We start from the raw sequence: 21,524 nt of genomic DNA, 5'->3' as shown, positions 1-21,524 counted from the left end.
GACCCCCACCCTGGCCCATCGGGCTGGGGTGGGGGTCTCGTTGTCGGGGGTCTCTTCGTTGTCCCTGGTCATCGTGGTCATCCCCAGCCGCGTTTCGGGCGGACGAGTTGGCCGGCGTAGATACCGGTCGAGTACGGATCGGCCTCGGCGTAGGCGAGGCACTCCGCAGTGACGGGGCAGCGGGCGCAGAACACGGCGGCCCGGGCGAGGTCCCCGCCGGTTTCGGGTGGCCCGAACCAGCGGGGGTTCGCGGCGGCGGTCGCGCAGGCGGCTCGGTGCCGCCAGTCGTCCTCGACGGGTACGAGCGTGACACGGCGGGTCACGCCACCACCCCCGTAGCGTCGTCGGCGAGGAGGTCCACGGTCTTGTACGCGGACGGTTTCCAGGCCGGGGTCCACCGCCAGGCGCCGCCCCACAGCCCCTCGTACCGGTGAGCGTCGGCCTCGGCGGCGCACTCGTCCGCGACGGGGCAGGCGGCGCAGTACACCGTCGCGGCCAGCCGCGCCACCGCGGGCGGCGGGTGCGGTCGTTCGTCCACGTCGGCGGGGTCGAACACCCCGGCCCCGGCGTCGCGGCAGGCGGCGTCCAGCCGCCACGACCAGTCCGCGATGGGCCGTTCCGGCAGCGGACGGTGGGCGTGCCCGAGGCTGTCGGCCAGGTCTCGGCCGGGGTGGCGGCGGAGCCAGGTGAGGCACGAGGCGCAGTGGTGGGGGTCGTCGGTGGTCTGGGCGACGCCGGGGATGTCGCACCCGGCCGGGGCCATGGCGCGGTGGCAGCCTCGGCAGAGCCCGACGATCGCGGTGACGTTGCTGGAGCGTTTCGGGGCCATCAGGCGGTCCTCCTGGGTTGGCAGGCGGCGGCGACCCGGGGGTCGAACGCTCTGGCCCAGGCCAGCCGCTCTGACAGGGTGGTGTCCTCGTCGACCTGCGCGGCGAGCACGGTCACGAGCGCCTCGTACGGGTCCACCCCGGGCGGTGGGGTGATCGACAGACTGGTCCAGGTGGCGACCCGGAGGGCGGGGATGTCGCCGTTACGGACGGCGGCGATGATCGGCAGCGTGGAGATCGCGAGCGCGTTCGCGTACTCGGGGCCAGTCATGGGATCGTCTCCAGCACGTCGGCGGCCGTCCACGGGTGGGGCCGCATGCTCGGGAACAACGGGAGCCGGTGGCGGCGGGTCCACTGCCGGCCGCCGTGCTGGCAACGCAGCCACACGACACCGTCGTGGACGCGGGTGACCCGCACGAACACCTGGGCGCCGTCGGGCTGGGTCCAGACGAGCCGCTGACCGGGATACGGGGCGGTGTCGAGAGCGAGACCGAGCTGCCCGTCGCCGGTCACTGGGCACCTCCGGCCGGGAACATGCCGTCGGTCCAGGCGGCCTCCCACACCCGGGCCTCGGCACCGGCGGGGACGATGTCCCAGGTCGCAGCCAGAAGGGTGCGCAGCGCGTCGACCGGCAGGGGCAGCGCCATCCGGCCCGACGGGGCCGACAGCACGAGCTCGACCCGCTCCTCCTCGGCGGCGAGGTCGGGGAGGATGGACACGTCTCCGAGGCCGGCCGGGGCGTCGAGGCCGGCGGCGAGCAGGTCCCGGGCGAACACCCACGAGGTCCTGCCCGCGGCGAGGGTGATCTCGTGGGGGCGGGTGGGCCGCCAGGTGAGGATCACCTGCATGGGCGGGTACACCCGGCCCCCCGTGAGCGGGTAGGGGTGCAGGACGGTCTGGATTTCGTTCACCGGGCACCTCCGGCGGCCAGGACGGCGGCGGCGATCAGCCGCACGTTGACCGGGTCGCACGCGGTGATCGCCTCCCCGAGCCAGTCGTGGGCGAGCGAGCAGGCGACCTGCAGCACGCCGAGCTCGGACGGGGTGTCGAAGATCGGGCCGAGACTCGCTGGCTGGGTGTGCGGGTTGTGGGCCAGCAGCTCCAGCGCCTCCCAGTCGGGGTAGGCGTAGGCAGGGCCTTCGTCGCTGGCTGGTGCCCAGTCGACCAGCCGTCGGAACGGGACGCGGTCCAACCAATGCGCGTGGGCGATCAGCAGCTCCACGGCGGCGGTCACGGTGAGTTCACCCTCGGCGTAGCGGCGCAACCCGGCCATGAGGTCGTCGGTGGGGACGTCGGCGGCGGTCACAGCAGGCCGCCGAGGATGAACAGGCCGGTGAGGAACAGCCCGACCGCGCCGAGGGTGGCGACGCCGAGCAGGGCGCCGACCCAGAACGCGGTGTCGTCCACGAGCGGCACGAGCCGGTCGGGGTAGTGGGCACGTCGGTGCATGGTGTGTCTCCTTGGTCGGTTGGTGTGAGCGCCGCCGCGGGGACCGCTTCCCCCGGTTCGACCCGCGACGGCGCCCGCTCTAGTGGGTGCTGCCACCCACCGTTGTGGGTTCCACCCTGCTGTCGTCGCCGTGAGCGGGTGAACAGTCAGTTCCGCGTGGCGTGGCACCCTGAAACCGTTCTGCGCGTTTTTGGACGGTGTTATGACCGATCCGGGCAAGCGCCGCGTCCAGCCGGGTGACGTCCAGGGGCGGGTCGGCGACCAGGTGAGCCCGCCACGCAGCGAGCATCGCCGCCAGCACGTCCCCCACCGGCGTCGGACCACCCCGACCCAACACGGTCAGCAGCGCGTCATCCCCCGCGATCTGGGCGTGACCTGCGTCGTCGCCTCGCATCCCCACCTCCAAATGTTGCCCCTAGCCTACATCTGCTGTGTGTAACACACAACATTCACAGGCAGAAGAAAAGCAGCCGGGTCGTCACACGGCCTCCAGCCGGGCCAACGATCCGGCCCGCGCGTACTGCGGATTCCACGCCAGACCCACGTTCCCCGTGCGGCCGTGCCGGTTCTTCGCCACCAGCACCTCCAGCTCGTACCGGCTGGTCTCGTCCGCGTCGTCGCGGTGCAGCAGCCACACCGCATCCGCATCGGCCTCGATCGCCCCCGACTCCCGAAGGTCCGCGAGCACCGGCCGCCGGTTCGCGCGCATCTCCGACTGCCGGTTCAGCTGATGCAGCGCCAGCACATGCACCTCCAGCTCCTTGGCCAGCAGCTTCAGCCCGCGGGAGATCCCGGCGACCTGCTCCTGCCGCGGCAGCCGCGGGTCAGCCGGCCGCACCAGCCCGAGGTAGTCGACGACGAGCAACGACAGCCCCCGCGGGCTCCGGGCACGGTCCCGGGCCAGCGACCGGATCCCGGTCAGCCCCAGGTGCGGGTGGTCCACCACGGCCAGCGGCAGCCCGCGGAGCCGGTCGGCGGCGTGCTCGACCGCCTGCCAGTCCCGCTCGGTCAGCTCGTGCCGGGTCAACCGCCCCAGGTCGACGCTGGCCAAGTTCGCGAGGATCCGGTCGGTGAGCTCGGCCTCGGTCATCTCCAGCGACACCACCAGGACACCGTGCCCGTCGAGCGCCACCGCGGCCGCCGTGCAGCAGGCCACCAGCGATTTCCCGACAGCGGGTCGCGCCCCCACCACGGTGAGGTGTCCGGGCCGGTAGCCGCCGGAGAGGATCTCGTCCATGTCGGGCCAGCCGGTGGACACTCCCCGCGGCGCCGGGTTCTGGTAGCGGAGCAGCGCCCGGCCGGCGAGGTCGTCGATCTCGACCGCCTGCGCCTCGCCGCGGGCCTGGGCGGCGACGTCGTCGAGCGCCGCGCGGGCCCGCTCGACGTTCTCGGCCGGGTCGTCGCTGGCGGTGTGCGCGAGCTGGATCGCCCGCTGCCCGGCCTCGAGCAGCCGCCGCCGGACCGCCGCGTCGGAGATGATCTCGGCGTAGTGGGCGGTGTTGGCCGCGGTCGGCGGCGCCCCGTACAGGTCGATCAGGTGCGGGTGGCCGCCGAGCTTGGCGAGCCGATCGCCGAGGTGTGCGGCGAGGGTGACTGGATCGACCTCGCGGCCGGTGTCGCGCATCGCGACCATCGCGGCGAAAAGTTCGGCGTGTGCCGGCCGGTAGAAGTCCCGGGGGTCGAGGATTTCGACGGCGGTGTCGAGGGCCCGCTGGCCGTGCATGCACGCGCCGAGGAGGGCGCGTTCGGCGTCGAGGTCGGCGGGGGGAAGCCGCTCGTCGGTCATTGGCCGGCCGCCGCCCGGTACGCCGCCCGGCGCCGCAGGATCACTCGGGCCCGGTCTCGGCGCTGCTCCCGCCAGCGCGGGATGGCGTCGCGGGCCCACTCGTTGCAGGCGGCGATGCCACGGTCGGACACCTCGGCGGGCGGGTACGGCGGTGATTCGGGGCCGACGATGTCGTCGACCTGCTCGTCGGTGAGGGGGTCGTCCGGGCCGGGTTTCGGGGTGGGGACAGCGCGTAGGTGCTGTCCGTCCTGCGGGGTGTTGGCGATCTCGTGGGCGACGGCTTGGAGCGCGCCGGGGCCGAGGCCTTTGGCGCCCCAGGCGGTCAGGGCGGCGGCGATGTCGGGTTCGGGCCAGTCTTCGCGCAGCAGGGCGTCGACCTCGACGGCGAGCTGGGAGGCGATCTTGGTGGGTGGGCGGCGGCGGCAGGTGGCGGCGTAGGCCTGGACGAGGCGGTGGGCGGTGGGGCTGTGCGCGGTCCCGGCGAGTTCGTTGATCGGGTTCCTCGCGGGCGTGCGCGGGCGCGCGTGATGCCCAGATGAGTACTCGGTAACTGAAGGTTCTCCCCTACCCCTACCCCTACCCCCCGGGGTTCGCCGAAGGGTTCCCGGAAGGGTTCCGCGAAGGGTCCCAGAATCGGACATATCAGACCGATCTGTAGGGTTCCCGGAAGGGTCCTCGGAACCCTTCGCCGAAGGGTTCCCGGAAGGGTTCTCCGAAGGTTCCCGCGACGCCTCCGGGTCGAGCTCGGCGGCGCACGCGTGCGGGTCCGGGTAGACGATCAGGCGCCCGTGTTTCCCGACCCTGTCCTCCTGCTTCGGTGGCAGCCGCCGCAGCTCCACAGCGAGCGCCCGCTGGATCACCCTCGAACGGACTTGCAATGCCTGGGAAAGCGCCCCCTTGAGCACGTTCGGCTGGTCCGCGACTCCGTCGTTGCGGATGAACGAGCGCACCAGCAGCTCCGAGGTGCGCTCGTCGACGACGATGAACCGGCGCTGCTGAAGTTCGGCGAACGCGGCGTCGAACCGGGCCTGGTCGAGGCTTGCTTCGTCGGCCCAAACCCCGGCGCGCAGGACAACCACACCGGCCTGGTTGAGCGCGGGCTCGGTGAGGATGACGACGTAGAGCAGTTTCGCCTCGGTGGTCAGCGATCCGAGGTCTGCGTCTCGGTCCTCGCTGAACATGGCCATCTTGAGGCGTGCATGGCTACGGGCCATCGGGGGCTACCTCTTTCGTGACTTGCTGCTTGGCCTTGTGGCGCCAGTGGTCGAGGTCGTGAGTCTGGTCATGTCCGGCCGTTGGTCCCGGGTTCGTTGCGGGTAGGCCGGTGGTGCGGTGGGGCGGCCGGGTCGCTGGCCGAGGGCGGCGGCGGCAGCCGCAGGTTCGCCCAGGTCTGATCCGGCTTGGGTGGGGGGCCGCCGAGGGTGCGGTAGCGGCGCTCGACGGCCAGGTCGGTGCCGAGGGCGTCGAGGTGGTCGGCGGCGGTGCGCAGCACGTCCCGGGCGCCGGCGGCGCCGAGGGCGTCGAGGGTGTCGGCGATGGCGTGTACGTCGGCGACGAGCTCGGCGAGCGGTGGGGGGTCGCCGAGGATGCGGATCGCGTCCCCGTAGCGGGCTTGGATTTGCCGCATCGACTTGTCGAAGCCGAGGCGGCGGGCCGGGTCGGGCCGGTCAAGACCGGTCATCGCCGTGTCTTTCGTCCGTCGAGCCGAGCGGGGGCGGGGCCGGTGTGGCGGTGGCGGCGCAGCCAGAGGGCGCGCTCACGGGGATCGGTGGGCGGGTCTTGGTCGACGAGGTGGGGGTGCGGGTCGACGATGCGGCCGAGCCTGTCGAACACCTCGACGGCCACCTTGCTGAGGTGATCGGCGACCTGCGCGAACACGACGTTGACCTCGCGGAAGACCTGGCGGACCACCGAAATGATCTGCTCGTCGACGGCCTCCGCCGCCGCCGTGTAGTCGACGCCGTGCTCACCTATGTAGCGACGGATCGCGAAGTCGCGGACCAGCTGGAGATCGGCCTGGGTGCGGACACCGGACAGGTCGATCACGCCCGGCGCGGGAGTCGGGTCGTCGGTCATGTCGTCTCCCCGAGGATCACGCGGGCCAACCGCACCGGGGCGGAGCCCTCCAGCTCGGCAGGGTTGAGTGGGTATTGCTCGTACCCGGCGGCGGTGAGCCGCAGCCACGCCGCCAACGGGCGGGCGATCTGTGGGCTCATCGTGGCGATCCACTCGTGGTTGCCGTGCAGCTCAGCGAACTGCTCCATGCCCGGGTACAGGTCGGATGGCTCGCTAGTGGCGATGATGTGCTGCGACTCGTAGTGGCCGGGATCGCGGCCGTTCGCGCGCGGCAGCGCGGTACCCGCGACGAGCGTCAGCGTCCCCTCGTCGTCGTCGTCGGCGTGCATGTCGATCGGCCAGCCGTAGCGGTCGGTGTAGCGGACCCGCCACGGCCCCGGGGTGGCCTTCGCGGCGCGCTGCTCGATCAGGTCAGCAGCACGGCGCAGCACCTCGGCCGTGACCAGTTCGTTTGCGCTCATGTCATGCACCATCCGGAGTCACAGGCGCCGTCATCAGCGCCGTAGGCCAGCTGGAGTGCTTGAATCCCCTCGGGGACGACGTCGCGTAGCGGCTTGGCAAACCGCGTGAGGTAGACGTGGTCCTTACCGAGACGGTCACGGCGCCTGTTGAGAAGGTCTTCCAGTTCGACGGCCCGGTCGAAGAGATCGGGCTCGTCGACACGCATCGCAGCCCACACGGAAGGGCGCTGCATCGGGCAAAACCAGCACGATGACTTCGGCGGGATGGGAAGTCCTGCGTCAGCGATGATTCGAGCGCAGTCGGTCCGCCGCAGCCCCAACGTGAGCAGGGGGTAGGTGATCCGCTCGTAGCTGTGGGACCGCCTGTTGCTCGCGCGCTGGATCTCGTCGACGCTGATCCCGATTGCGACCGTTGCGGGGTCGTTCTTCGTGGCACCGTGCTCGCGGAGCCATCGCGCAACAACCTTGATCTTGAAGTCGGCGGTACAGCTCCGGGTGCCAGGGGCGCCGTTGCTCATGCGGACCGGGATGGGGAGCGAGCGAGACCTCTCCCGGGTGAGTCGGCCGTAGAGCGTCTCGACGGTGCCGTCGCGACGCACACGGCGCAGCTCGTGCACGGGGAGGCCACGCTCTGCGGCCCATGGCTGCATGACTTCGCGGACGTAACGTGTGGTGTCCGGGTGTTCGCTGTCGTCCCCAACATTCGCGTACAAGGCTGCGTCGACATCGAGCCCGAGACGGCCCTCGACCGCGAGGACGATCATCGCCGTCGATTGGACGCCGCCTCCGTAGGAGATCGTGGTCAGGCTCATGTCGCCACCTGGTCGGGCTGGTCGGTCACTCCGAGGGCTTGGGCGGTAGGGCACGGCCACGGGACCCCGCACTCGCCGTGCGCGCCGCAGGTGCCGCAGCAGCGGGGCAGGTCGTCATAGCAGCCGCTGCTGTCGTAGCCCTGGCTGGGCCCGGCGTCACGGTGCAGCGCGAGCGCGGCCTGCCGCTGGGTGCGCAGCCGCTGCACCTCGGCGGCGTGGGCGCAGCAGATCTGCTCCGGGTCGTGCCCCACACCGCAGTTGGCCTGCCGGATGAGGTTGGCCTCAAGGATTTCCACCAGCTGCTTCATTTCGTCGCGCTCCGCTCGCAGCCGGTCTGCCTGGTAGGCCAGCTCTTGGATTTCGGTGCCGCGGCGGTCGTACTCGGCCAGCACCACGGCCAGCAGCGGCCCGGCCCACGTCCTGGCCCAGTGGCGCACCATCGCCTCAGCGTCGGCCAGGTCCGGGGTGGGGGTCGGATCGGTGGTCATCGGAGCCCCCTCACGGCGGCGTCACGCCGCTGCTCCACGAGCGGCCGTAGCGCGGCCACGATCCGACGCTCATACTCCTCACTGGTCGGGGTGTCGTAGCCCTCGGCGATCTCGATCTCCCCCACAAAGTTGGCTGATCCGATCACGTCGGCGGCGTCCTCGTCGTCGGGGTGGGCGGCGACCGCCGCGACGATGCGCAACACGCTTTCCTCGGACGCGGCGAAGCCGTAGCGGTCGCGCAGCGGCACCCCAGCGGCGTAGGTCAGCTCGCGGGCGAGAGCGGCCAGGTGGCGACTCTCGTGCGCGCCGTGCATGGTGGTCGGGTCACTCATCGGGGGTGTCCTCCAGGAGGGTGGCAGCCCGCCGGAGCCCGGCCGCGACCTGGTCGGGGGTGGTGTGGCGGCGGCGCAGCACGCCGCCCAGGTCGGGGATGTCGGCGACCCCCTCGGCGGCGGCCCACGCCCGAAACACGACGGCGAGCACGGCCCGGTTGGTGTGTAGGTGCTGCCAGGCGACCCGCACCGCATCGGGGACCGAGGGTGATGCGGCGGCGAGGCCGGCGGCCCCCCGCAAGGCCGCAACCTTCAAGTCTTGGCTTAGAGCTGGGTTTAGAGTTGGCTCGGTCATCAGTTCGTCACCTCGCCGTCCTCCTCGTCGGCCAGGCTGGCCGGGTCGATACCCGCCTCGGCCAGCACCTCATCCAGGTCGTGCAACCGGCCGCGGTCGGCGCCCTCGTCGCCCGGGTGGCCGAGCACCCGGGCCAACTCCGACCACGACTGCACCGGCCACCCGGCCACCTCCCGCGGCGACAGCCACAGATCAGCAGTCAGGGGCCGCCCGGTCAGCCACGTCCACCCACCCCACGACCCAGCGATCTTGATCACGCGCTGGGCCCACAGCTCGTGCCGCTCCGACCGGTAGCGGATGCGGACGGTGCCGATCGGGTCCTGCGCGGGGTAACCGTGCCGGGCCATCACGGGGTCTCCTCGTCGTCGGGTAGATGCACATCCACCACCGGCCGCCGGGCCGCGTACTCCGGGAACAACTCCTCGAACGTGGGGTCGGGGCCGTGCGTGGCGGCGTCCCACAGCTGTCGGTGGCGGCGGCGGCGCTCATCCCGCCAGCCACGCTGAAACGGACGCGGCCGCAGCTGCCCGTCGGTCCAGCGGTCACCGCACCGGCAGCACAGGATGTCGACACCCCACCAGCCGCCGTGCCGCACCACGGTCTCGGTGATGCGCTCACAGCTCGGGCACCGCCAGTACCGTTTCCGCAGGTTGCGGTTGTCGGGGCCGCACACGAAGACGGCCGGCATCACTCCACCCCCTCGGCGGCGGCGGAACTCATGGCGCAGTAGATACCCAGCAAATCCAGCAGCACCCCGGACCGCTCGTGTGAACCCTCGAACGGCATGTGCGCGTGCACGAGGTCGGTGACCATCTCGACATCACCGTTCGCGGCCGCCGCGATCAGCCGGCCAGCGGCGACAACGTTGGCTTCCTTGATCCCGTCGTCCGGGGTGACCACCCGATCGGTGACGGCGTCAACGACCTCGACGCCGAAGAACGCGCCGTCGCGGTCGGGGTCGGGGTCGACCTTGTGCACCTTGCGGTACTGCTGGCCGCACACGTGCGCCGCGAGGGCCGTGAGAGCGAACAGGCGGGTGTACGTCTCGACGGAGCCGAGATCGGGCGGGCACAACGCGTCCGCGACACCGGAAGGGTCGCCGTTGCGGTAGGCGTCGACTGCGGCGCACCAGTCACGCTCGATGCGGTCCAGGGCGCACGAGTCGGGCAGCGGGCGGCTCACGGCGTCTCCTCGTCGTCGTCGGGCCGGTCGCACCAGGCAGGGACCGGCCACGACTCGGGTGGGCCGATCACAGCAGTCACCCGGTCGGTGAGGCGGCGGTAGTGGTGGTCGGGGAGCAGGTCACGGACCACGAGTCCAGCCGCCGCGTCCCTCGCCGCGTCCCTCGCCGCGGCCCACGCCGCGTCCACCGCCGCGGTCCACGCCGCGTCCACCGCCGCGGCCCACGCCGCGTCCCTCGCCGCGGCCCACGCCGCGTCCACCGCCGCGGTCCACGCCGCGTCCACCGCCGCGGTCCACGCCGCGTCCCTCGCCGCGTCCCTCGCCGCCGAGATCTCGGCGGCTGTCAGACAACCCAGGCGTGCGACCAGCGCGGCGACCTGGCGGCCGTTCGGTCCCAGCGCCCTCCACGCCGCCACCTCCGCCACCACCTCATAGCCGAGCGCGCACCGCTTGAATCGCCACTCGTCGGAGTCGATCACCTGGCCGATCGGGCGTACCCGCAGCAGGCGACACGGCCAATCCCGCCCGATCAGCGTCTCCCCCGGCTCGGCCGACGACGACAGGTACGTCGCCGGTTCGTCCCGCACCATGCGGGTCGAGGTCGGGTGCGTGACGGTCTCCCCCACCGTCCACACCACACCACCCCGGGACGTGTAGTCGCGGCCGACGGCCTTCCACAACAGCTCAGACATTCGGGGTCTCCTCGGAATCTCGGGCGATCCGCTGCACCGCGCCGGCCCCGGTCCGCAGCCGCTTCGCGATCTGCGTGACCGACACACCGGCGGCGCGCATGCGGCGTACCGCGGCGGCCACGTCGGCATCACGAGCGTCGGAGCGGCGCAGCTTCCCTGCGATCAGCCGCTCCACGGCGGCCTCGTTCGCGACGGAGCTCATCGGTCGGCCTCCTCGCAGTGGTGGATGGTCGGGGTCACGGTGGTGGCGGCCGCCCACACCAGGCTGCCCACCGCCCACAGCACGGCCTCGGCGAGCCGCCGCAACAGGCTCATGCCGCCACCCGCTGCCAGGCGCGGGCGACAGCCCGCTGAGCAGCCCACCCGGACCGCCAGGCCCGGTCCACAGCCGCCTTGTGCCGCTGCTGGACATCACGAGCGGAACGCGGATCAGACGAGCGCCGGCACGTGCACGACGGCGGCATCCAGCCGCACCAATCGCACGGATAGAAGCTCACCGGCTCCCCCCGTCCTCGGAGCCGTCATCAAGCGCGGCCGCCGCGTTCTCCACCAGCCGGCCCTGCTGCTTCCACACCTCAAGCTCGGTGACCACCAGACCGCGATCGTCATGGGACAGATCCGACGACGACGTGATGTCGCGGTCGAGGATCAATGCGAGCAGCCGCAGCCTCCGCGCACGCTCGTCGGCCTTGCTGCCGCCGACCCCGGCCTCATTGAGCAGCGCGAACATGCGCCGCTCCCGCTTCTTGACCTCCGGCTCGCCGGCGCGCTGCTCGGCCAGCTCTTCGGCGTGCTGATCGAGCGCCGCCCTGGCCACGTCGGCCTCGGCACGCACCTCGGACGCGGCCGGTGGGGGCTCCGGCTGCACGGCCGGGCCGCCGGTGATCTCCTCCACCGTCACCGGAACAGCACCGGCAGGCTTCAGCGGCGGGAACTGCTCCGCCACCGTCGCCTCTCCACGCCGGATCGACTTTCCCACGATCTTCAAGATCGCGAGATCCCCCGGCGTTGTCTCATCCCACGCCCGGCCGATCTTCAACTCCAACTGCTCGACGCGAATCCCCAGCGACTCGAACGCCTTCGCGAGCGCGGCGCGCTGCTCGGCGATCGGCTTGTCGCTCTTCTCCAGCGTCGCCCGGCAGATGTCCTCGGCGGTCTCGGTGTACCAGTCCGGCAAAATCTTGAAGATCATTTCTCGGACGCGGCGCGCACCCTGGTTTGCGTTGTTCTCATACACATCGCGAAGATCCGTGAGGTCCTTCGTGCCGTTCCGGGTGTCCCGCAGGTGCGGGACGAGGAACGTCGTCGTGGCCCGGGTGTTGGTCTCCAGCTCCCACGCCACCGCGAGCATCTGCGACTCACGCCGCGCCGAGTTCCGCTCCAGCTCGACGACACCGAACTGGAGATTGCCCCAGATCCCGGCCAGAGTCTTCGCCAAGTGGATCGTCGACCCGGTGAGTTGCTCCCCAGCGCGCGGGAACGCCCAGAACGCCTTCTCCGCGACGGCCGGGCGGGCGCACGCCCGCCGCATCTTCTGCTCGCACTGATCTTCGTCGCGGGGCCACCGCTTCGCGGCCTCCATCGCGGCGAGAACCTCGGCCTGGGCACGGGCCTGCTCGATCTGAGTGGCCTGCCCGGTGTGCGCTCCGGGGTGCGGGACGGCGATGCTGCTCATGCGATGTCCTGTTCGGTGTCGTATTCGCCGGCCGCGTACGCGGCCTCGTGCTCGTAGACCGACCAGCGGGGCAGCCCGACGGAGATCACCTCGTCGTCGGCATAGCCCGGCCACACGCCGGTCTCAATGCAGCGGCGGTAGATGTGCATGGCCTTGCGGTTACGGCGACGGCCCCACTCGATCGACTCAGGGTCGATCTGGGCGACCGTCACGAGGTACGGAGGTTCCTTCTCCTGGACCACGAAGATGAACGCGGGCTCGACGCCGCCGTGCAGGTCGAGCGCGGTCGCGCCGTCGATGTACCAGGAGGCCTGCTGGTAGTAGCCGTAGCGGGCGAGCGCGTTGGAGATCGCCGCGGGTTCGACGCTCGCCGCCGTCTTGTAGTCGGTGATCAGGAGCCGTTTGCCGGATTGGGAATGCGGCAGCCAGTCGAGCATCGCCCGCCGCCACACCCCGGTTTCGCCGTCGCGCCACACGAGGGTCTGCTCCGGGCGGCCGGTACCGGGTCGGAACAGGGCGCGGGCAAGCGGCACCTTGCGCAGCGCGGCGGCCATCGCCTGCACCTGCTCGTGCTCGTGGCTGAGCAGCGGTGTCCGGCCCTCCGCGTATGCCTCGTCGCGCTGGGCGCGGGCGGCCTTCGTGTGGTAGCTGTCGGCGTCGATCACCTCGAACGGCTCGCCGACGCCGAGGACGAGGGCGTGTGCCGCCCGGCCGACGTCGAACACGTGGCGGTGTTCGCCGCCGGCGGCGCGCCACGCCTTGTACTTGGCCGGGCAGAACGGCGGCAGCAGCCGCTGCGCACCCGAGGAGGACAGGGAGCCGCCGACGACGGGGTCGGCGTGGTACACGTGCGCCGGGAGGTCGTAGACGCCGGGCTGGTCGATGTGAGCCGGGTCGGTCACAGCCGCTCTCCCGTGACCTGCACGGTCTCCACGGCGCGGGCGGGTGGCTCGCCGGCGGCGCAGTCGCAGCCGTCGATGCCGCAGCAGTGGCCGTCGTCGACCCAGTACCAGCTGTCGCGTACCTTGGCGCCGGTCAGGCCCGCGCTGATGGCCGTGTGGGCGCGGTCGGCCAGCCACGCCGCGGCGGCGCGGCCCTCCTTGTGGCTGGGGATGCGCCCGTCCGGGCCGGGCAGCTCGAACAGCCAGTCCAGCAGGACGTTGAACTGGTTCGCTTCGCTGATGTTCACCGCACACCCGCCGAGCGGTGGTCGGCCAGCAACCTGGTCACCGCGTCGAGGGCCTGCTGGGCGGCGTCCTCCCCCGCGGTCCCGACCAGGTAGGCGTCCTGCCGGTAGCGGTCGCGCAGCTGGATGAGGTGGTCTCGGGGCTGTTCGACTTTCGGCAGCGGGATCATGTCGCAGATCACTGGTTGGTCCTCTCGAGGTGGCAGGCGCGGAGCTGTTTCGCGCAGGCCCGCATGGCGAAGGCCACGGTGTGGGCGGTGCGGGCGGGGTGGTCGACCCGGCGGAGGACCCCGCCGACGTGGTCAAGACCGAGGTGGTCACGCAGCTCCCGCAGCGCCGGGGCCCGCTGTTCCACGATGGCGAGCGCGGCGGCCGGGCCGAGGATGTTGCCACCACCCTCGGACCGGCGCCGCGGCACGGTAGGGGCAGGTGGGTACGCTTGGTGGGTCACGCCTGGATTCCTCCTTGGTCGGTTGGCCGGGCCGTAGACGCCGAAAGCGCCCCCGCGGCGGCCGTTGGGCCGTCACGGGGGCGCTGTCATTCGTCGTCGTCCGGGCTGGGGTCGTCCGCGCCGGCCTGGTATTCGACGTACGCGGACACCGGCACCAGGTAGTGGGTGCCGATCTTGCGGGAGCGGATGCGGCCGGAGCGCACCAGCCGCAGCGCGGTCTGGTAGCCCAGGCTGAGCAGCTCGGAGAGCTGCCGGACGGTCAGCATCGTGGCGAGCGTCTCGGCGTCGATCTTGACGGCGTAGACCACCGGCTCGGCGTCGGCGACCGCGGACGCGAGCTCCCCGGGCAGTGATGGTGCGCTCATGCGGCACCACCGACCGGGTGGTGGGGGACGGGGAAAAGATCATCGAGGGTGTGGCGGGGGAACACGTCCAGCAGCGCGGTGAGGAACGCGGGTCCCCACGCGGCGCGGCCGAGGAGGACCTCGGTCACGTGGGCGCGGTCCATGCCCATCTCCCGGGCGAGCCGGGTGCGGGTCCAGCCGCGCTCGCGTAGGAGGGCGTTGACGAGCGCGACGTTGACGGTGCGGACCGGAGGGCGCCTCTGCTGTGTGCTACCCACTGCTGATGTTGGCTGCACCCAACAAACACTACTCGGTGCTGCGGGTTGAACGCAACGCGTGTGGGCAGCAGGCGGCAGATCAGTTGGGCGGTTGCTTTTCGGCGCCGGCGGAGGTCGATTCACTCCGTAGACGTGTGTGACACCCTGCGGTAGTGCCTGACACCCGGCTATCATCTGGCGTCATGGGCAACCGCAGCGATAGCGCGCTGTACGCGTACGTCCAGGGACTCATGGCCGACCAAGGCCTCACCCAGGCCGAAGTGGAACGCCGCTCCGGCCTCGAACGCGGCATCTTCACCCGCTTGCGCAGCGGTCGCGACCTCTCCCACCGGGCCGTCCAAGGCCTCGCCAAGACATTCGGAGTCAAAGAAGCGGAGTTCCTCGTCCGGCTGGGCTACCGCCCAGAAGGCCTCGGCGCGACCATCGCCGCCGACCCCTCACGACTGAAGAACGACGAGCTCCTGTCCGAAGTCAGAGCACGGATGTGCCCCGACCCGCACCCGGACGGCGGCGACCCTGAGACAACCGTCGTCGCCAGCCCCGTTGAGACCGGCCGTCAGGAACGCGGCCGTCGGCCCACCGGCCGCCGACGCGAACCTCTCGCCGCCGACCACCGCGGGGACACCGGCGCTGGGGCAGCCACCGGCTGAGCGTTGCTCAGCATCTCCAACCCGTCCTCCAGCAGCGCCCGCGAATGCCGCAGCGGCACCCCCGCAGGGGCCACCCGGACCAGGTTGGAGTACTCGGCGCCGTCGTCATCCCAGCCGATCGTCTCCACGAGCAGCACGAAGTGGCGCGGGATCTCCCCGCGTGCCAGGCCGCCGTACCGCTGGATGACGTTGAGGATGGCCTCCGCCAGTGTCGTCCGGGGCGAGTCGTCGTCGCCGTCGTTGGTCCGCCGCTGCCCCATCCGCCGCCGCGCCCCCGTCTGCAGTTGGCCATCTCCTGACCACGACAGGGTAATCGGCTGTAGCCAGATATGTGCTCTAAGTGACGAACTGGGCTGCCTCGCGGCGAGGTCCACCGCCTGAACGGGGCTGCCGGACCGGCCACATTACTCGGCGCTTTCCCGCGCCCCCCTGACGAACCACAGTGTCACCGGCGATCACCTGTGGTCGCGCGAACACGGGCTAAGCTGCGCCGATGACACCAGGTCACCCCCCGTGATCCGCCTGCCCAACACCCGTCCAGTGTGCGTTCGAGTCGCACCGGGGGCACACCCGCGCCACGAGAGCCCATCCGCCGAGTGCCGGCCAGGACGAGGACGCCACCACGTGATGCTCAGCGACGTCGACCGCGACGGCATCGATTTCGCCGCCGCCCGCCTCTACGCCATCCCGCTGCGCACCCGGTTCCGCGGCATCACGGTGCGCGAGGGCATGCTGATCGAGGGCCCCGCCGGGTGGGGCGAGTTCTGCCCGTTCGCCGACTACGACGACCACGTGTCCGCCTCGTGGCTGGCCGCCGCGATCGAGCAATGCACCGTGGGATGGCCCGAGCCGGTGCGCGACCGCATCCCGATCAACTGCACCGTCCCGGCCGTCGACCCGCAACGCGCCCACGGCATCACCGCCCGATCGGGCTGCCGCACGGCCAAGGTCAAGGTCGCCGATCATCCCGAGTCCCTGGCCGAGGACCTCGCCCGTGTCGAAGCCGTCCGCGATGCACTGGGACCGGACGGAGCGATCCGGGTGGATGCCAACGGCCGGTGGGACGTGGCCGGCGCGGTCACCGCCATCCGGGCGCTGGACCGGGCGGCGCGCGGGCTGGAGTACGTCGAGCAGCCCTGCCGGACCATCGAGGAACTGGCCGCCGTGCGCCGCCGGGTCGAGGTGCGCATCGCCGCCGACGAGTCCATCCGCCACGCCGAGGACCCGCTGCGGGTGGCGGTCGCGGGCGCGGCCGACGTTGCGGTGATCAAATGCACCCCGCTCGGCGGGGTGCGGCGTTCACTCCGGGTTGCGGAGGCCGCCGGGTTGCCGTGCGTGGTCTCCTCCGCCCTGGAAACCAGCGTCGGGCTGGCCGCGCAGCTCGCCCTCGCCGGCGCGCTGCCCGAGCTCGACTTCGCCTGCGGGCTGGGCACCCTGACGCTGCTGGACGGCGATGTCGTGGCCGGCGCCGCGTCGCTCCGCCCGGTCGACGGCCACCTGCCGGTCCCCCGCATGCCACCCGCACCCGACCCCGCCCTGCTCGACACCTACGAGCCGGCCGACCCGGAGCGGGCGGCGTGGTGGCACGACCGGCTCGCCCGCGTCCGCACCGAACCCGCCGGCACCCCGGCGGGCCCACACGCCTGACGGGACTCCGCGAGCACGGCGACGCGGCGGCCTCACCCCTCGCGTGGCGCCCCGCAGCCACCCCCGCCGATCCGTCCGCGGCCACATTGCGCGACTCATTGCCTGGTCAACGGCCGGTCGGGGTCCCGCAGCACGGCCAGCCGCTCGCGATACTCCGGCTCGTCGATCTCGCCGCGGGCGAACCGGTCGGCCAGCACCTGCTCGGCGGACCGGTGAGCGATGGGCCGGCCGGTCCCACGCCCGTCCGCGCGGGTCACATACCGGATCAGCGCGACGATCGCCACGAGGAGCACGGCCCAGAGCACCACGTTGCCGATGGCCATGAGGGCGTAGCCCCAGCCACCCATGCCGTGGCCGTACCAGAACATCATCGTCATCACCTGCCCTTGGATGCCTCCCATCCTCGTCGGCACGGGCGGCGCCCGGCAGAGGCCGACGGCCCGGCCGGAACAGACGGACGACCCCGTCCGCCTGGAGCGCGTCATGGCTCCATGACGGCGTTCCTGAGCGCAGCCGGAGCGCGTCATGGCTCCATGACGTCGTTGCTGGGTGGGGATGGGCGCATTGAACCGCGTTGGATGTTGTCCGGGGCCGAATGCTGCGGGACCGTTGCGGGGTGCATCTGTCGCCGAGCGCCGTCCCCGACACGCCGGGGCCGACCCGAGCGGTCTTCCAGACCTCCGATCCGGATCGGGCACGCGCCGAGCTGAGACGGACGTACTACCCGCTGCGGCTGCGCCAGCTGGAGACTGCGGCGCCGTTCCAGTTCGCGATGTCGACGCGCAGCGCAGGGCCGCTGACCCTGGGGCGGGTGCAGTTCGGCAGCGCTGTCGAGCTCGACGCCGGTGAGCTGGAGATCGCCTACCACGTGAACATCCCGCTCACCGGCGAGGTGCTCTCGCGCTGCGGCGACCAACAGGTGCTCGCCAACCCGAGCACCGCCGCGGTGTTCACGCCGACGGGCCACGCGACGCTCGACCGCTGGGCTCCGGGCAGCGTCCAGCTGTGTCTGAAGATCGATCGGCGCGCGGTGGAGAACGAGCTCGCCGAACGGCTGGGGCGGCCGCTGTCGACCCCGGTGCGATTCGCGCTGGCGCTGGATCTGACCACGCCCGCGGCGCAGGGATGGCTGGATGCGGTCCGCATGCTGAGTCGCGAGCTGCGCCAGCCGGGTGGGCTGGCGGATTCACCGCTGCTGGCCGCCGAGATCCATCGACTGATCATCACCGGGCTGCTGCTGACCCAGCCGCACAACTACAGCGACGAGCTGCACTCCGGAGCCAGTCCGCACCGGCCGAAGACGATCAGCAACGCCCTCGATCTGATCGAGGCCGATGCCGAGCGGGCCTGGACGGTGATCGAGCTGGCCAAGGCGTGCGGGGTCAGCGTGCGGGGACTCGAGGAGGGGTTCCGCCGCTACGTCGGCGTCTCGCCGCACGCCTACCAACGCGACCGACGCCTCGACCGCGCGCACGCCGACCTGCTGGCCGCCCACCCCGGGCAGACCAGCGTGGCCGTCATCGCGCGCAGATGGGGCTTCCCGCACGCCGGCCGGTTCGCCCACATCTATCGACGCCGCTTCGGCGTCGCGCCGTCGGCCACCCTGCGCGGGCTGCGACCCTGACCCGTGGGCAGGCCGGAACCCGCAGAATCTGTCCGTTCCCGGAAACCACCCGGGTCGAGAGGCACCAGCTCGGCCCAAATTCTTGCTAAGCGTAAAGGTTCCGTTGCAGTCCGGATGCGCGGCGGGTACGGCGGTGGACGAGCTGCCACCGTCGAGGCGAGACGCCGCCTGCGGGATGCTGCTGATCCGGGGAGGGAGGGGGTTCCCGGATCAGCAGCATCCGGCCCTGCGTCGACGGGTCAGCGGATGCGGCCGCTCCACCTGGGTTCGACGGCGGCCCACTCCCGTTCCCAACCGGCCGCGTTGCACGCGAAGATCCAGCGTTGCACCCCCAGCCAGGCGAGCCAGAGCAGGAACGCCGCGCCACCGGTCAGACCGATACCGGCGAAGATCCCCGCCGCCAGCGCGAGGCCCGGCTCGGTCGGGGCCGGCACGGCCATCCCGGTGCGGTCGACCCAGACCGGCACGCTCGCTCCGACGTCGACCGCTCCGCGCACGGTGACCGGGCCGGTGCGCTCGATCCCGTCCGGCGCGATCCAGCGTGCCGCCACCGACAGGCTCGGCAACGGGCCACCTCCGGGACTGGGCAGCGCCTGCGCGTCCGTCACCACGACGGCCTGCACCTGGGTCCGGGTCGCCGCCTCGTGCTCGGCTCTGGCGAGCACGTTGCCGTGCACCTGCGCGGCCACCACCACGGCCGCCACCACGGCGAACAGCGCGAGTGTCGAGAGCAGCCAGCCGACGGCATCCCCGAGCCGGTCGGTGGCCCGCCGCCGGATCCGGCCCTCCCCGCTGCGCCGATGCGTCTGATCAGGCTGCATCGTCAGCACCACCCGTCAGCCGTGCCGGCGCGGGGCGCTCCCCGCTCTGGGCACGCACGGTCACCCCTCCTTGCTGTCGATCCATGGACGACGTCGAACCTCGGGCCGCGGCCACCCGCTCGGCCGCCTCCGGCATGACGAGGTTGACATACAGCTTGGTCGCCAGTGACACCGCGACCGGGGTCGGGGCGAGCGTGGTGATGGGACGAGCCCGGACCAGCCACAGCCGGCCGCCGGCCATCGCCCACTCGTCGCCGCGGCGGCCGCCGAAACGGCCGGCAGCGGACGCACCTCACCGGCACCGATCATGACGGCTGCTGCTCCGCACCGCCGGAGCGCACGACCGCGACCGGGCAATGGGCGTGGCGCAGCAGCGTCTGGCTGACCGAGCCCAGCAACGCGCCGGCGACGCCGCCCCGCCCGCGGGAGCCGACCACCACCAGCTGCGCCTCGCCCGACCACTCCACCAGCGCCTTCGCCGGCCGATCCCGCACCACGACCCGGCGCACCTGCACGTCGGGATACTTGCCCGACCAGCCCGCCAGCCGCTCGGCCAGCACCTGCCGCTCGTCGGCCTCGATCGCGTCCCAGTCCAGCAACGGCACCAGCGTCGGGTCCAGCAGCACATCACTCCAGGTGTGCACCGCCACCAGCGGAACCCCGCGCCACGACGCGGCCTCGAACGCGAACGCCAGGGCCGCCTCGCTCACCGGCGACCCGTCCACCCCCACCGCCACCGGCGCCGACGACTCCTCCGGGAGCGCGCCGCGCACCACCACCACCGGGGACGAGGCGTGCGCGGCCAGCCCGACCGCCACCGAGCCCACCAGCAGCCCGGTGAACCCGCCCAGCCCGCGCGAGCCGACCACCACCAGCCGCGCCCGCTCCGACTCCTCGCACAGCACCGGCACCGCATAGCCGGCCCGCACGTCCTGCTCGATCGTCACGCCCGGGGCCACCGAACGCGCCACCCCCGCGGCCGTCTCCACGTGCCCCCGCGCGGTGTCCCACAGCCCCTCCAGGTAGGTCTCGCCCAGCCCGAGATCACCGATATGCGGGGTGCCGGTCCACACGAACGCCCCCACCAGCCGCAGCGGCGCTCCCCGCACCGCCGCCTCCCGGGCGGCCCATCGGACCGCGTCCAGGGCCGGCTCCGACCCGTCCACACCCACCACGACCGGCCACGCCCGCTGCTCCGCCATCGCCCCTCCTCCGACTCGTCCACTCCACCCTGCTCATTCGCTACCGCACCCGGCACCGGCGCACGACCCCCAGATCCGGGCCGTTCGTCCCGACCCGGCAGCGCCCCAGACCGTGGGCCACACCACCGGATCCGTCCACGATGACCAGCGCAGAACAGAGACGGAGGCATCATGATCGTCACTAGGGCGGACCACGCCACACCGCTGGCTGCCGGTACTTCGCCGACTGGCCGCTGCCCGATGGGTTCCTGGCCCGGCCGGCCGAGCGGGCCGGCGAGCAGGGAGCCCTGCTGCGGCCGGTGACCGAGCCGGCCGCGGTGCGGACCCTCACGCTCGCGATCCGGACGGCGTGGTTGCGCACCATGTTGCGGACCGTGAGGTCCTCGATGGCGCTCGTGTCGAACTCGCGCACAAGCCGAGTGGTCAGCTTGTGCAGGGCGTCGCGCCTGCGGCCGGCGATGCGCCCATGGATGCGCGCGACCCGGAGCTTGGCTTTCGCCCGGTTCGCCGACCCCTTCTGCTTCCGCGCGAGTCGACGCTGGGCCAGGGCCAACCGCTTGCGGTCCCGTTTCTCGTGCCGCGGGTTGGTGAGTTTCTCTCCCGTAGGCAGGGTGGCCAGGGAGGTGATCCCGGCGTCGATCCCGACCACCGCGCCAGCGGCGGGCAGGGGATCGATCGTGATCTCGACCAGGATCGATACGTGGTGCTGGCCCCGCGCGTTCCGCGACACCGTCACCTGCGACGGCACGGCACCGGTCGGCAGCGGGCGCGACCACACGATGTCCAGCGGCCGGTCCTGCTTGGCGAGGGTGAGCCGGCCATCGCGGTGGGTGAAGCAGCCCCGAAAGTAGGTGGCCGCGTCGGTGCTGCGGCCCTGGCGCTTGAACGTCGGGTACCTGGCCCGTTTGGTCCAGAAGTTGACGTAGGCGGTCTGCAGGTGCCGCAGCGTGGCCTGCAGGGGCCCCTTGGACGGCTCGGTGAGCCACGCCGTGGCGGGGTCGCGCTTCCACGCGGTGAGCCACCGGTCGGACTCGGCGTGCGTGACCCGCCGCTGCTCCTGGGTCCAGGCCCGGGACCGTTCGGCGAGGGCGCGGTTGTCGACGTAGCGGACACAGCCGAACGTCTTCGCGAGCTGCTCGGCCTGTGCGGGGGTGGGGTAGAAGCGGTAGCGGTACGCCCGTCGCACCATCCTCGAACCTATGTTCGAGAGAATGGCGCATGACCCCGCCATCCGTTCCTCGACGCG

37 protein-coding genes are annotated in these 21,524 nt (G+C 72.0%); 3 read left to right on the top strand and 34 right to left on the bottom strand.

The features are described 5' to 3' along the window. Window positions 1-77: 77 nt before the first annotated feature. The 28 genes from G567_RS34840 to G567_RS0114330 all read right to left on the bottom strand — a co-directional run bounded on the left by G567_RS34840 (window position 78) and on the right by G567_RS0114330 (window position 14,334). Complete coding sequence (locus G567_RS34840) at window positions 78-323, bottom strand: WhiB family transcriptional regulator (protein ID WP_037057283.1); 246 nt, start codon at window positions 321-323, stop codon at window positions 78-80. Beyond that, window positions 320-829, bottom strand: coding sequence for a WhiB family transcriptional regulator (locus G567_RS28890; RefSeq protein ID WP_037057280.1), 510 nt, complete (start codon window positions 827-829; stop codon window positions 320-322). The genes G567_RS34840 and G567_RS28890 overlap by 4 nt, the downstream gene beginning before the upstream one ends. Next, a complete protein-coding gene (locus G567_RS0114465; protein ID WP_028930561.1) occupies window positions 829-1,098 on the bottom strand; it encodes a hypothetical protein in 270 nt (89 codons plus the stop codon). The genes G567_RS28890 and G567_RS0114465 overlap by 1 nt, the downstream gene beginning before the upstream one ends. After that, a complete protein-coding gene (locus G567_RS0114460) occupies window positions 1,095-1,340 on the bottom strand; it encodes a hypothetical protein (RefSeq protein WP_028930560.1) in 246 nt (81 codons plus the stop codon). The genes G567_RS0114465 and G567_RS0114460 overlap by 4 nt, the downstream gene beginning before the upstream one ends. Then, complete coding sequence (locus G567_RS28885) at window positions 1,337-1,738, bottom strand: SsgA family sporulation/cell division regulator (protein WP_051233053.1); 402 nt, start codon at window positions 1,736-1,738, stop codon at window positions 1,337-1,339. Before G567_RS28885 ends, G567_RS0114460 begins: the two co-directional genes overlap by 4 nt. Then, window positions 1,735-2,133, bottom strand: a complete 399-nt coding sequence (locus G567_RS0114450; protein ID WP_028930559.1) for a hypothetical protein — start codon at window positions 2,131-2,133, stop codon at window positions 1,735-1,737. Before G567_RS0114450 ends, G567_RS28885 begins: the two co-directional genes overlap by 4 nt. Beyond that, window positions 2,130-2,276: a hypothetical protein gene (locus G567_RS34245; RefSeq protein ID WP_154667153.1), complete on the bottom strand. Its 147-nt coding sequence runs from the start codon at window positions 2,274-2,276 to the stop codon at window positions 2,130-2,132. The genes G567_RS0114450 and G567_RS34245 overlap by 4 nt, the downstream gene beginning before the upstream one ends. 478 nt (window positions 2,277-2,754) lie before the next feature. Next, a complete protein-coding gene (locus G567_RS28880; RefSeq protein WP_051233051.1) occupies window positions 2,755-4,062 on the bottom strand; it encodes a replicative DNA helicase in 1,308 nt (435 codons plus the stop codon). Next, a complete protein-coding gene (locus G567_RS36675; protein WP_147201153.1) occupies window positions 4,059-5,276 on the bottom strand; it encodes a hypothetical protein in 1,218 nt (405 codons plus the stop codon). The genes G567_RS28880 and G567_RS36675 overlap by 4 nt, the downstream gene beginning before the upstream one ends. 68 nt (window positions 5,277-5,344) lie before the next feature. Then, window positions 5,345-5,743, bottom strand: coding sequence for a hypothetical protein (locus G567_RS0114420; RefSeq protein ID WP_028930555.1), 399 nt, complete (start codon window positions 5,741-5,743; stop codon window positions 5,345-5,347). After that, window positions 5,740-6,138 (bottom strand): hypothetical protein, encoded by a 399-nt coding sequence (locus tag G567_RS0114415; protein WP_028930554.1) that lies wholly within the window; start codon window positions 6,136-6,138, stop codon window positions 5,740-5,742. Before G567_RS0114415 ends, G567_RS0114420 begins: the two co-directional genes overlap by 4 nt. After that, entirely contained in the window at window positions 6,135-6,599 is a 465-nt protein-coding gene (locus G567_RS0114410) for a hypothetical protein (protein ID WP_028930553.1), read from the bottom strand. Before G567_RS0114410 ends, G567_RS0114415 begins: the two co-directional genes overlap by 4 nt. After that, the gene (locus G567_RS0114405) at window positions 6,596-7,411 is read right to left on the bottom strand and encodes an adenine nucleotide alpha hydrolase family protein (protein ID WP_028930552.1); all 816 of its coding nucleotides are present in this window, start codon (window positions 7,409-7,411) and stop codon (window positions 6,596-6,598) included. The genes G567_RS0114410 and G567_RS0114405 overlap by 4 nt, the downstream gene beginning before the upstream one ends. Beyond that, window positions 7,408-7,899 (bottom strand): hypothetical protein, encoded by a 492-nt coding sequence (locus tag G567_RS0114400; protein ID WP_028930551.1) that lies wholly within the window; start codon window positions 7,897-7,899, stop codon window positions 7,408-7,410. Before G567_RS0114400 ends, G567_RS0114405 begins: the two co-directional genes overlap by 4 nt. Continuing rightward, window positions 7,896-8,231 (bottom strand): hypothetical protein, encoded by a 336-nt coding sequence (locus G567_RS0114395; RefSeq protein ID WP_028930550.1) that lies wholly within the window; start codon window positions 8,229-8,231, stop codon window positions 7,896-7,898. Before G567_RS0114395 ends, G567_RS0114400 begins: the two co-directional genes overlap by 4 nt. Next, the gene (locus tag G567_RS28870; protein WP_028930549.1) at window positions 8,224-8,472 is read right to left on the bottom strand and encodes a hypothetical protein; all 249 of its coding nucleotides are present in this window, start codon (window positions 8,470-8,472) and stop codon (window positions 8,224-8,226) included. The genes G567_RS0114395 and G567_RS28870 overlap by 8 nt, the downstream gene beginning before the upstream one ends. A 53-nt stretch (window positions 8,473-8,525) precedes the next feature. Then, window positions 8,526-8,873 (bottom strand): hypothetical protein, encoded by a 348-nt coding sequence (locus G567_RS0114385; protein WP_028930548.1) that lies wholly within the window; start codon window positions 8,871-8,873, stop codon window positions 8,526-8,528. Further along, entirely contained in the window at window positions 8,873-9,214 is a 342-nt protein-coding gene (locus tag G567_RS0114380; protein ID WP_028930547.1) for a hypothetical protein, read from the bottom strand. The genes G567_RS0114385 and G567_RS0114380 overlap by 1 nt, the downstream gene beginning before the upstream one ends. Next, entirely contained in the window at window positions 9,214-9,708 is a 495-nt protein-coding gene (locus G567_RS0114375; RefSeq protein ID WP_028930546.1) for a hypothetical protein, read from the bottom strand. Before G567_RS0114375 ends, G567_RS0114380 begins: the two co-directional genes overlap by 1 nt. Continuing rightward, window positions 9,705-10,400 carry a hypothetical protein gene (locus G567_RS35525; RefSeq protein WP_051233048.1) on the bottom strand — a complete coding sequence of 232 codons (696 nt, stop codon included), beginning with the start codon at window positions 10,398-10,400 and terminating at the stop codon, window positions 9,705-9,707. The genes G567_RS0114375 and G567_RS35525 overlap by 4 nt, the downstream gene beginning before the upstream one ends. Further along, window positions 10,393-10,602 carry a hypothetical protein gene (locus tag G567_RS0114365; RefSeq protein ID WP_028930545.1) on the bottom strand — a complete coding sequence of 70 codons (210 nt, stop codon included), beginning with the start codon at window positions 10,600-10,602 and terminating at the stop codon, window positions 10,393-10,395. Before G567_RS0114365 ends, G567_RS35525 begins: the two co-directional genes overlap by 8 nt. Window positions 10,603-10,893: 291 nt before the next feature. Next, a complete protein-coding gene (locus G567_RS32120) occupies window positions 10,894-12,075 on the bottom strand; it encodes a hypothetical protein (RefSeq protein ID WP_051233046.1) in 1,182 nt (393 codons plus the stop codon). Further along, window positions 12,072-12,977 (bottom strand): PD-(D/E)XK nuclease-like domain-containing protein, encoded by a 906-nt coding sequence (locus G567_RS28855; RefSeq protein ID WP_037057271.1) that lies wholly within the window; start codon window positions 12,975-12,977, stop codon window positions 12,072-12,074. The genes G567_RS32120 and G567_RS28855 overlap by 4 nt, the downstream gene beginning before the upstream one ends. Beyond that, window positions 12,974-13,264 (bottom strand): hypothetical protein, encoded by a 291-nt coding sequence (locus tag G567_RS28850; RefSeq protein ID WP_037057268.1) that lies wholly within the window; start codon window positions 13,262-13,264, stop codon window positions 12,974-12,976. Before G567_RS28850 ends, G567_RS28855 begins: the two co-directional genes overlap by 4 nt. Then, on the bottom strand, window positions 13,261-13,431 hold the full coding sequence (locus G567_RS0114345) for a hypothetical protein (RefSeq protein WP_154667152.1): 171 nt from the start codon (window positions 13,429-13,431) through the stop codon (window positions 13,261-13,263). Before G567_RS0114345 ends, G567_RS28850 begins: the two co-directional genes overlap by 4 nt. An 8-nt stretch (window positions 13,432-13,439) precedes the next feature. After that, complete coding sequence (locus G567_RS0114340; RefSeq protein WP_147201151.1) at window positions 13,440-13,712, bottom strand: hypothetical protein; 273 nt, start codon at window positions 13,710-13,712, stop codon at window positions 13,440-13,442. An 86-nt stretch (window positions 13,713-13,798) separates the two neighbouring features. Beyond that, window positions 13,799-14,077, bottom strand: coding sequence for a helix-turn-helix domain-containing protein (locus tag G567_RS0114335; protein WP_028930542.1), 279 nt, complete (start codon window positions 14,075-14,077; stop codon window positions 13,799-13,801). Then, a complete protein-coding gene (locus G567_RS0114330) occupies window positions 14,074-14,334 on the bottom strand; it encodes a helix-turn-helix domain-containing protein (protein WP_028930541.1) in 261 nt (86 codons plus the stop codon). Before G567_RS0114330 ends, G567_RS0114335 begins: the two co-directional genes overlap by 4 nt. Window positions 14,335-14,516: 182 nt before the next feature. On the opposite strand from G567_RS0114330, the gene G567_RS37200 reads away from it, so the two are divergent. Then, the gene (locus tag G567_RS37200; RefSeq protein ID WP_147201150.1) at window positions 14,517-14,984 is read left to right on the top strand and encodes a helix-turn-helix domain-containing protein; all 468 of its coding nucleotides are present in this window, start codon (window positions 14,517-14,519) and stop codon (window positions 14,982-14,984) included. Here G567_RS37200 and G567_RS35185 read toward each other — a convergent pair. Further along, a complete protein-coding gene (locus tag G567_RS35185) occupies window positions 14,891-15,244 on the bottom strand; it encodes a hypothetical protein (RefSeq protein ID WP_028930540.1) in 354 nt (117 codons plus the stop codon). The genes G567_RS37200 and G567_RS35185 overlap by 94 nt on opposite strands. 367 nt (window positions 15,245-15,611) lie before the next feature. Between G567_RS35185 and G567_RS0114320 the strand changes: the two genes are divergently transcribed. Continuing rightward, window positions 15,612-16,631 (top strand): o-succinylbenzoate synthase, encoded by a 1,020-nt coding sequence (locus G567_RS0114320; protein ID WP_051233092.1) that lies wholly within the window; start codon window positions 15,612-15,614, stop codon window positions 16,629-16,631. A 95-nt stretch (window positions 16,632-16,726) separates the two neighbouring features. On the opposite strand, the gene G567_RS0114315 is transcribed toward G567_RS0114320, so the two are convergent. Then, the gene (locus tag G567_RS0114315; protein ID WP_037057323.1) at window positions 16,727-17,002 is read right to left on the bottom strand and encodes an SHOCT domain-containing protein; all 276 of its coding nucleotides are present in this window, start codon (window positions 17,000-17,002) and stop codon (window positions 16,727-16,729) included. 224 nt (window positions 17,003-17,226) lie between these two features. Here G567_RS0114315 and G567_RS28845 point away from each other — a divergent pair, with 224 nt between their 5' ends. After that, on the top strand, window positions 17,227-18,255 hold the full coding sequence (locus G567_RS28845) for an AraC family transcriptional regulator (protein ID WP_051233044.1): 1,029 nt from the start codon (window positions 17,227-17,229) through the stop codon (window positions 18,253-18,255). 239 nt (window positions 18,256-18,494) lie between these two features. Here G567_RS28845 and G567_RS32115 read toward each other — a convergent pair whose 3' ends face one another. From G567_RS32115 to G567_RS28835, 4 genes are all read right to left on the bottom strand, one after another. Continuing rightward, the gene (locus G567_RS32115) at window positions 18,495-19,076 is read right to left on the bottom strand and encodes an Rv1733c family protein (RefSeq protein ID WP_051233042.1); all 582 of its coding nucleotides are present in this window, start codon (window positions 19,074-19,076) and stop codon (window positions 18,495-18,497) included. Then, entirely contained in the window at window positions 19,066-19,317 is a 252-nt protein-coding gene (locus G567_RS0114300) for a hypothetical protein (protein ID WP_028930537.1), read from the bottom strand. The genes G567_RS32115 and G567_RS0114300 overlap by 11 nt, the downstream gene beginning before the upstream one ends. A 64-nt stretch (window positions 19,318-19,381) precedes the next feature. Beyond that, the gene (locus G567_RS0114295) at window positions 19,382-20,278 is read right to left on the bottom strand and encodes a universal stress protein (protein ID WP_028930536.1); all 897 of its coding nucleotides are present in this window, start codon (window positions 20,276-20,278) and stop codon (window positions 19,382-19,384) included. 181 nt (window positions 20,279-20,459) lie between these two features. After that, window positions 20,460-21,467, bottom strand: a complete 1,008-nt coding sequence (locus G567_RS28835) for an RNA-guided endonuclease InsQ/TnpB family protein (protein ID WP_211223931.1) — start codon at window positions 21,465-21,467, stop codon at window positions 20,460-20,462. Between the last annotated feature and the right edge of the window lie 57 nt (window positions 21,468-21,524).

This window comes from Pseudonocardia asaccharolytica DSM 44247 = NBRC 16224, from assembly GCF_000423625.1.
Classification (GTDB): domain Bacteria; phylum Actinomycetota; class Actinomycetes; order Mycobacteriales; family Pseudonocardiaceae; genus Pseudonocardia; species Pseudonocardia asaccharolytica.
This window is presented reverse-complemented; position numbering and strand designations above follow the sequence as displayed.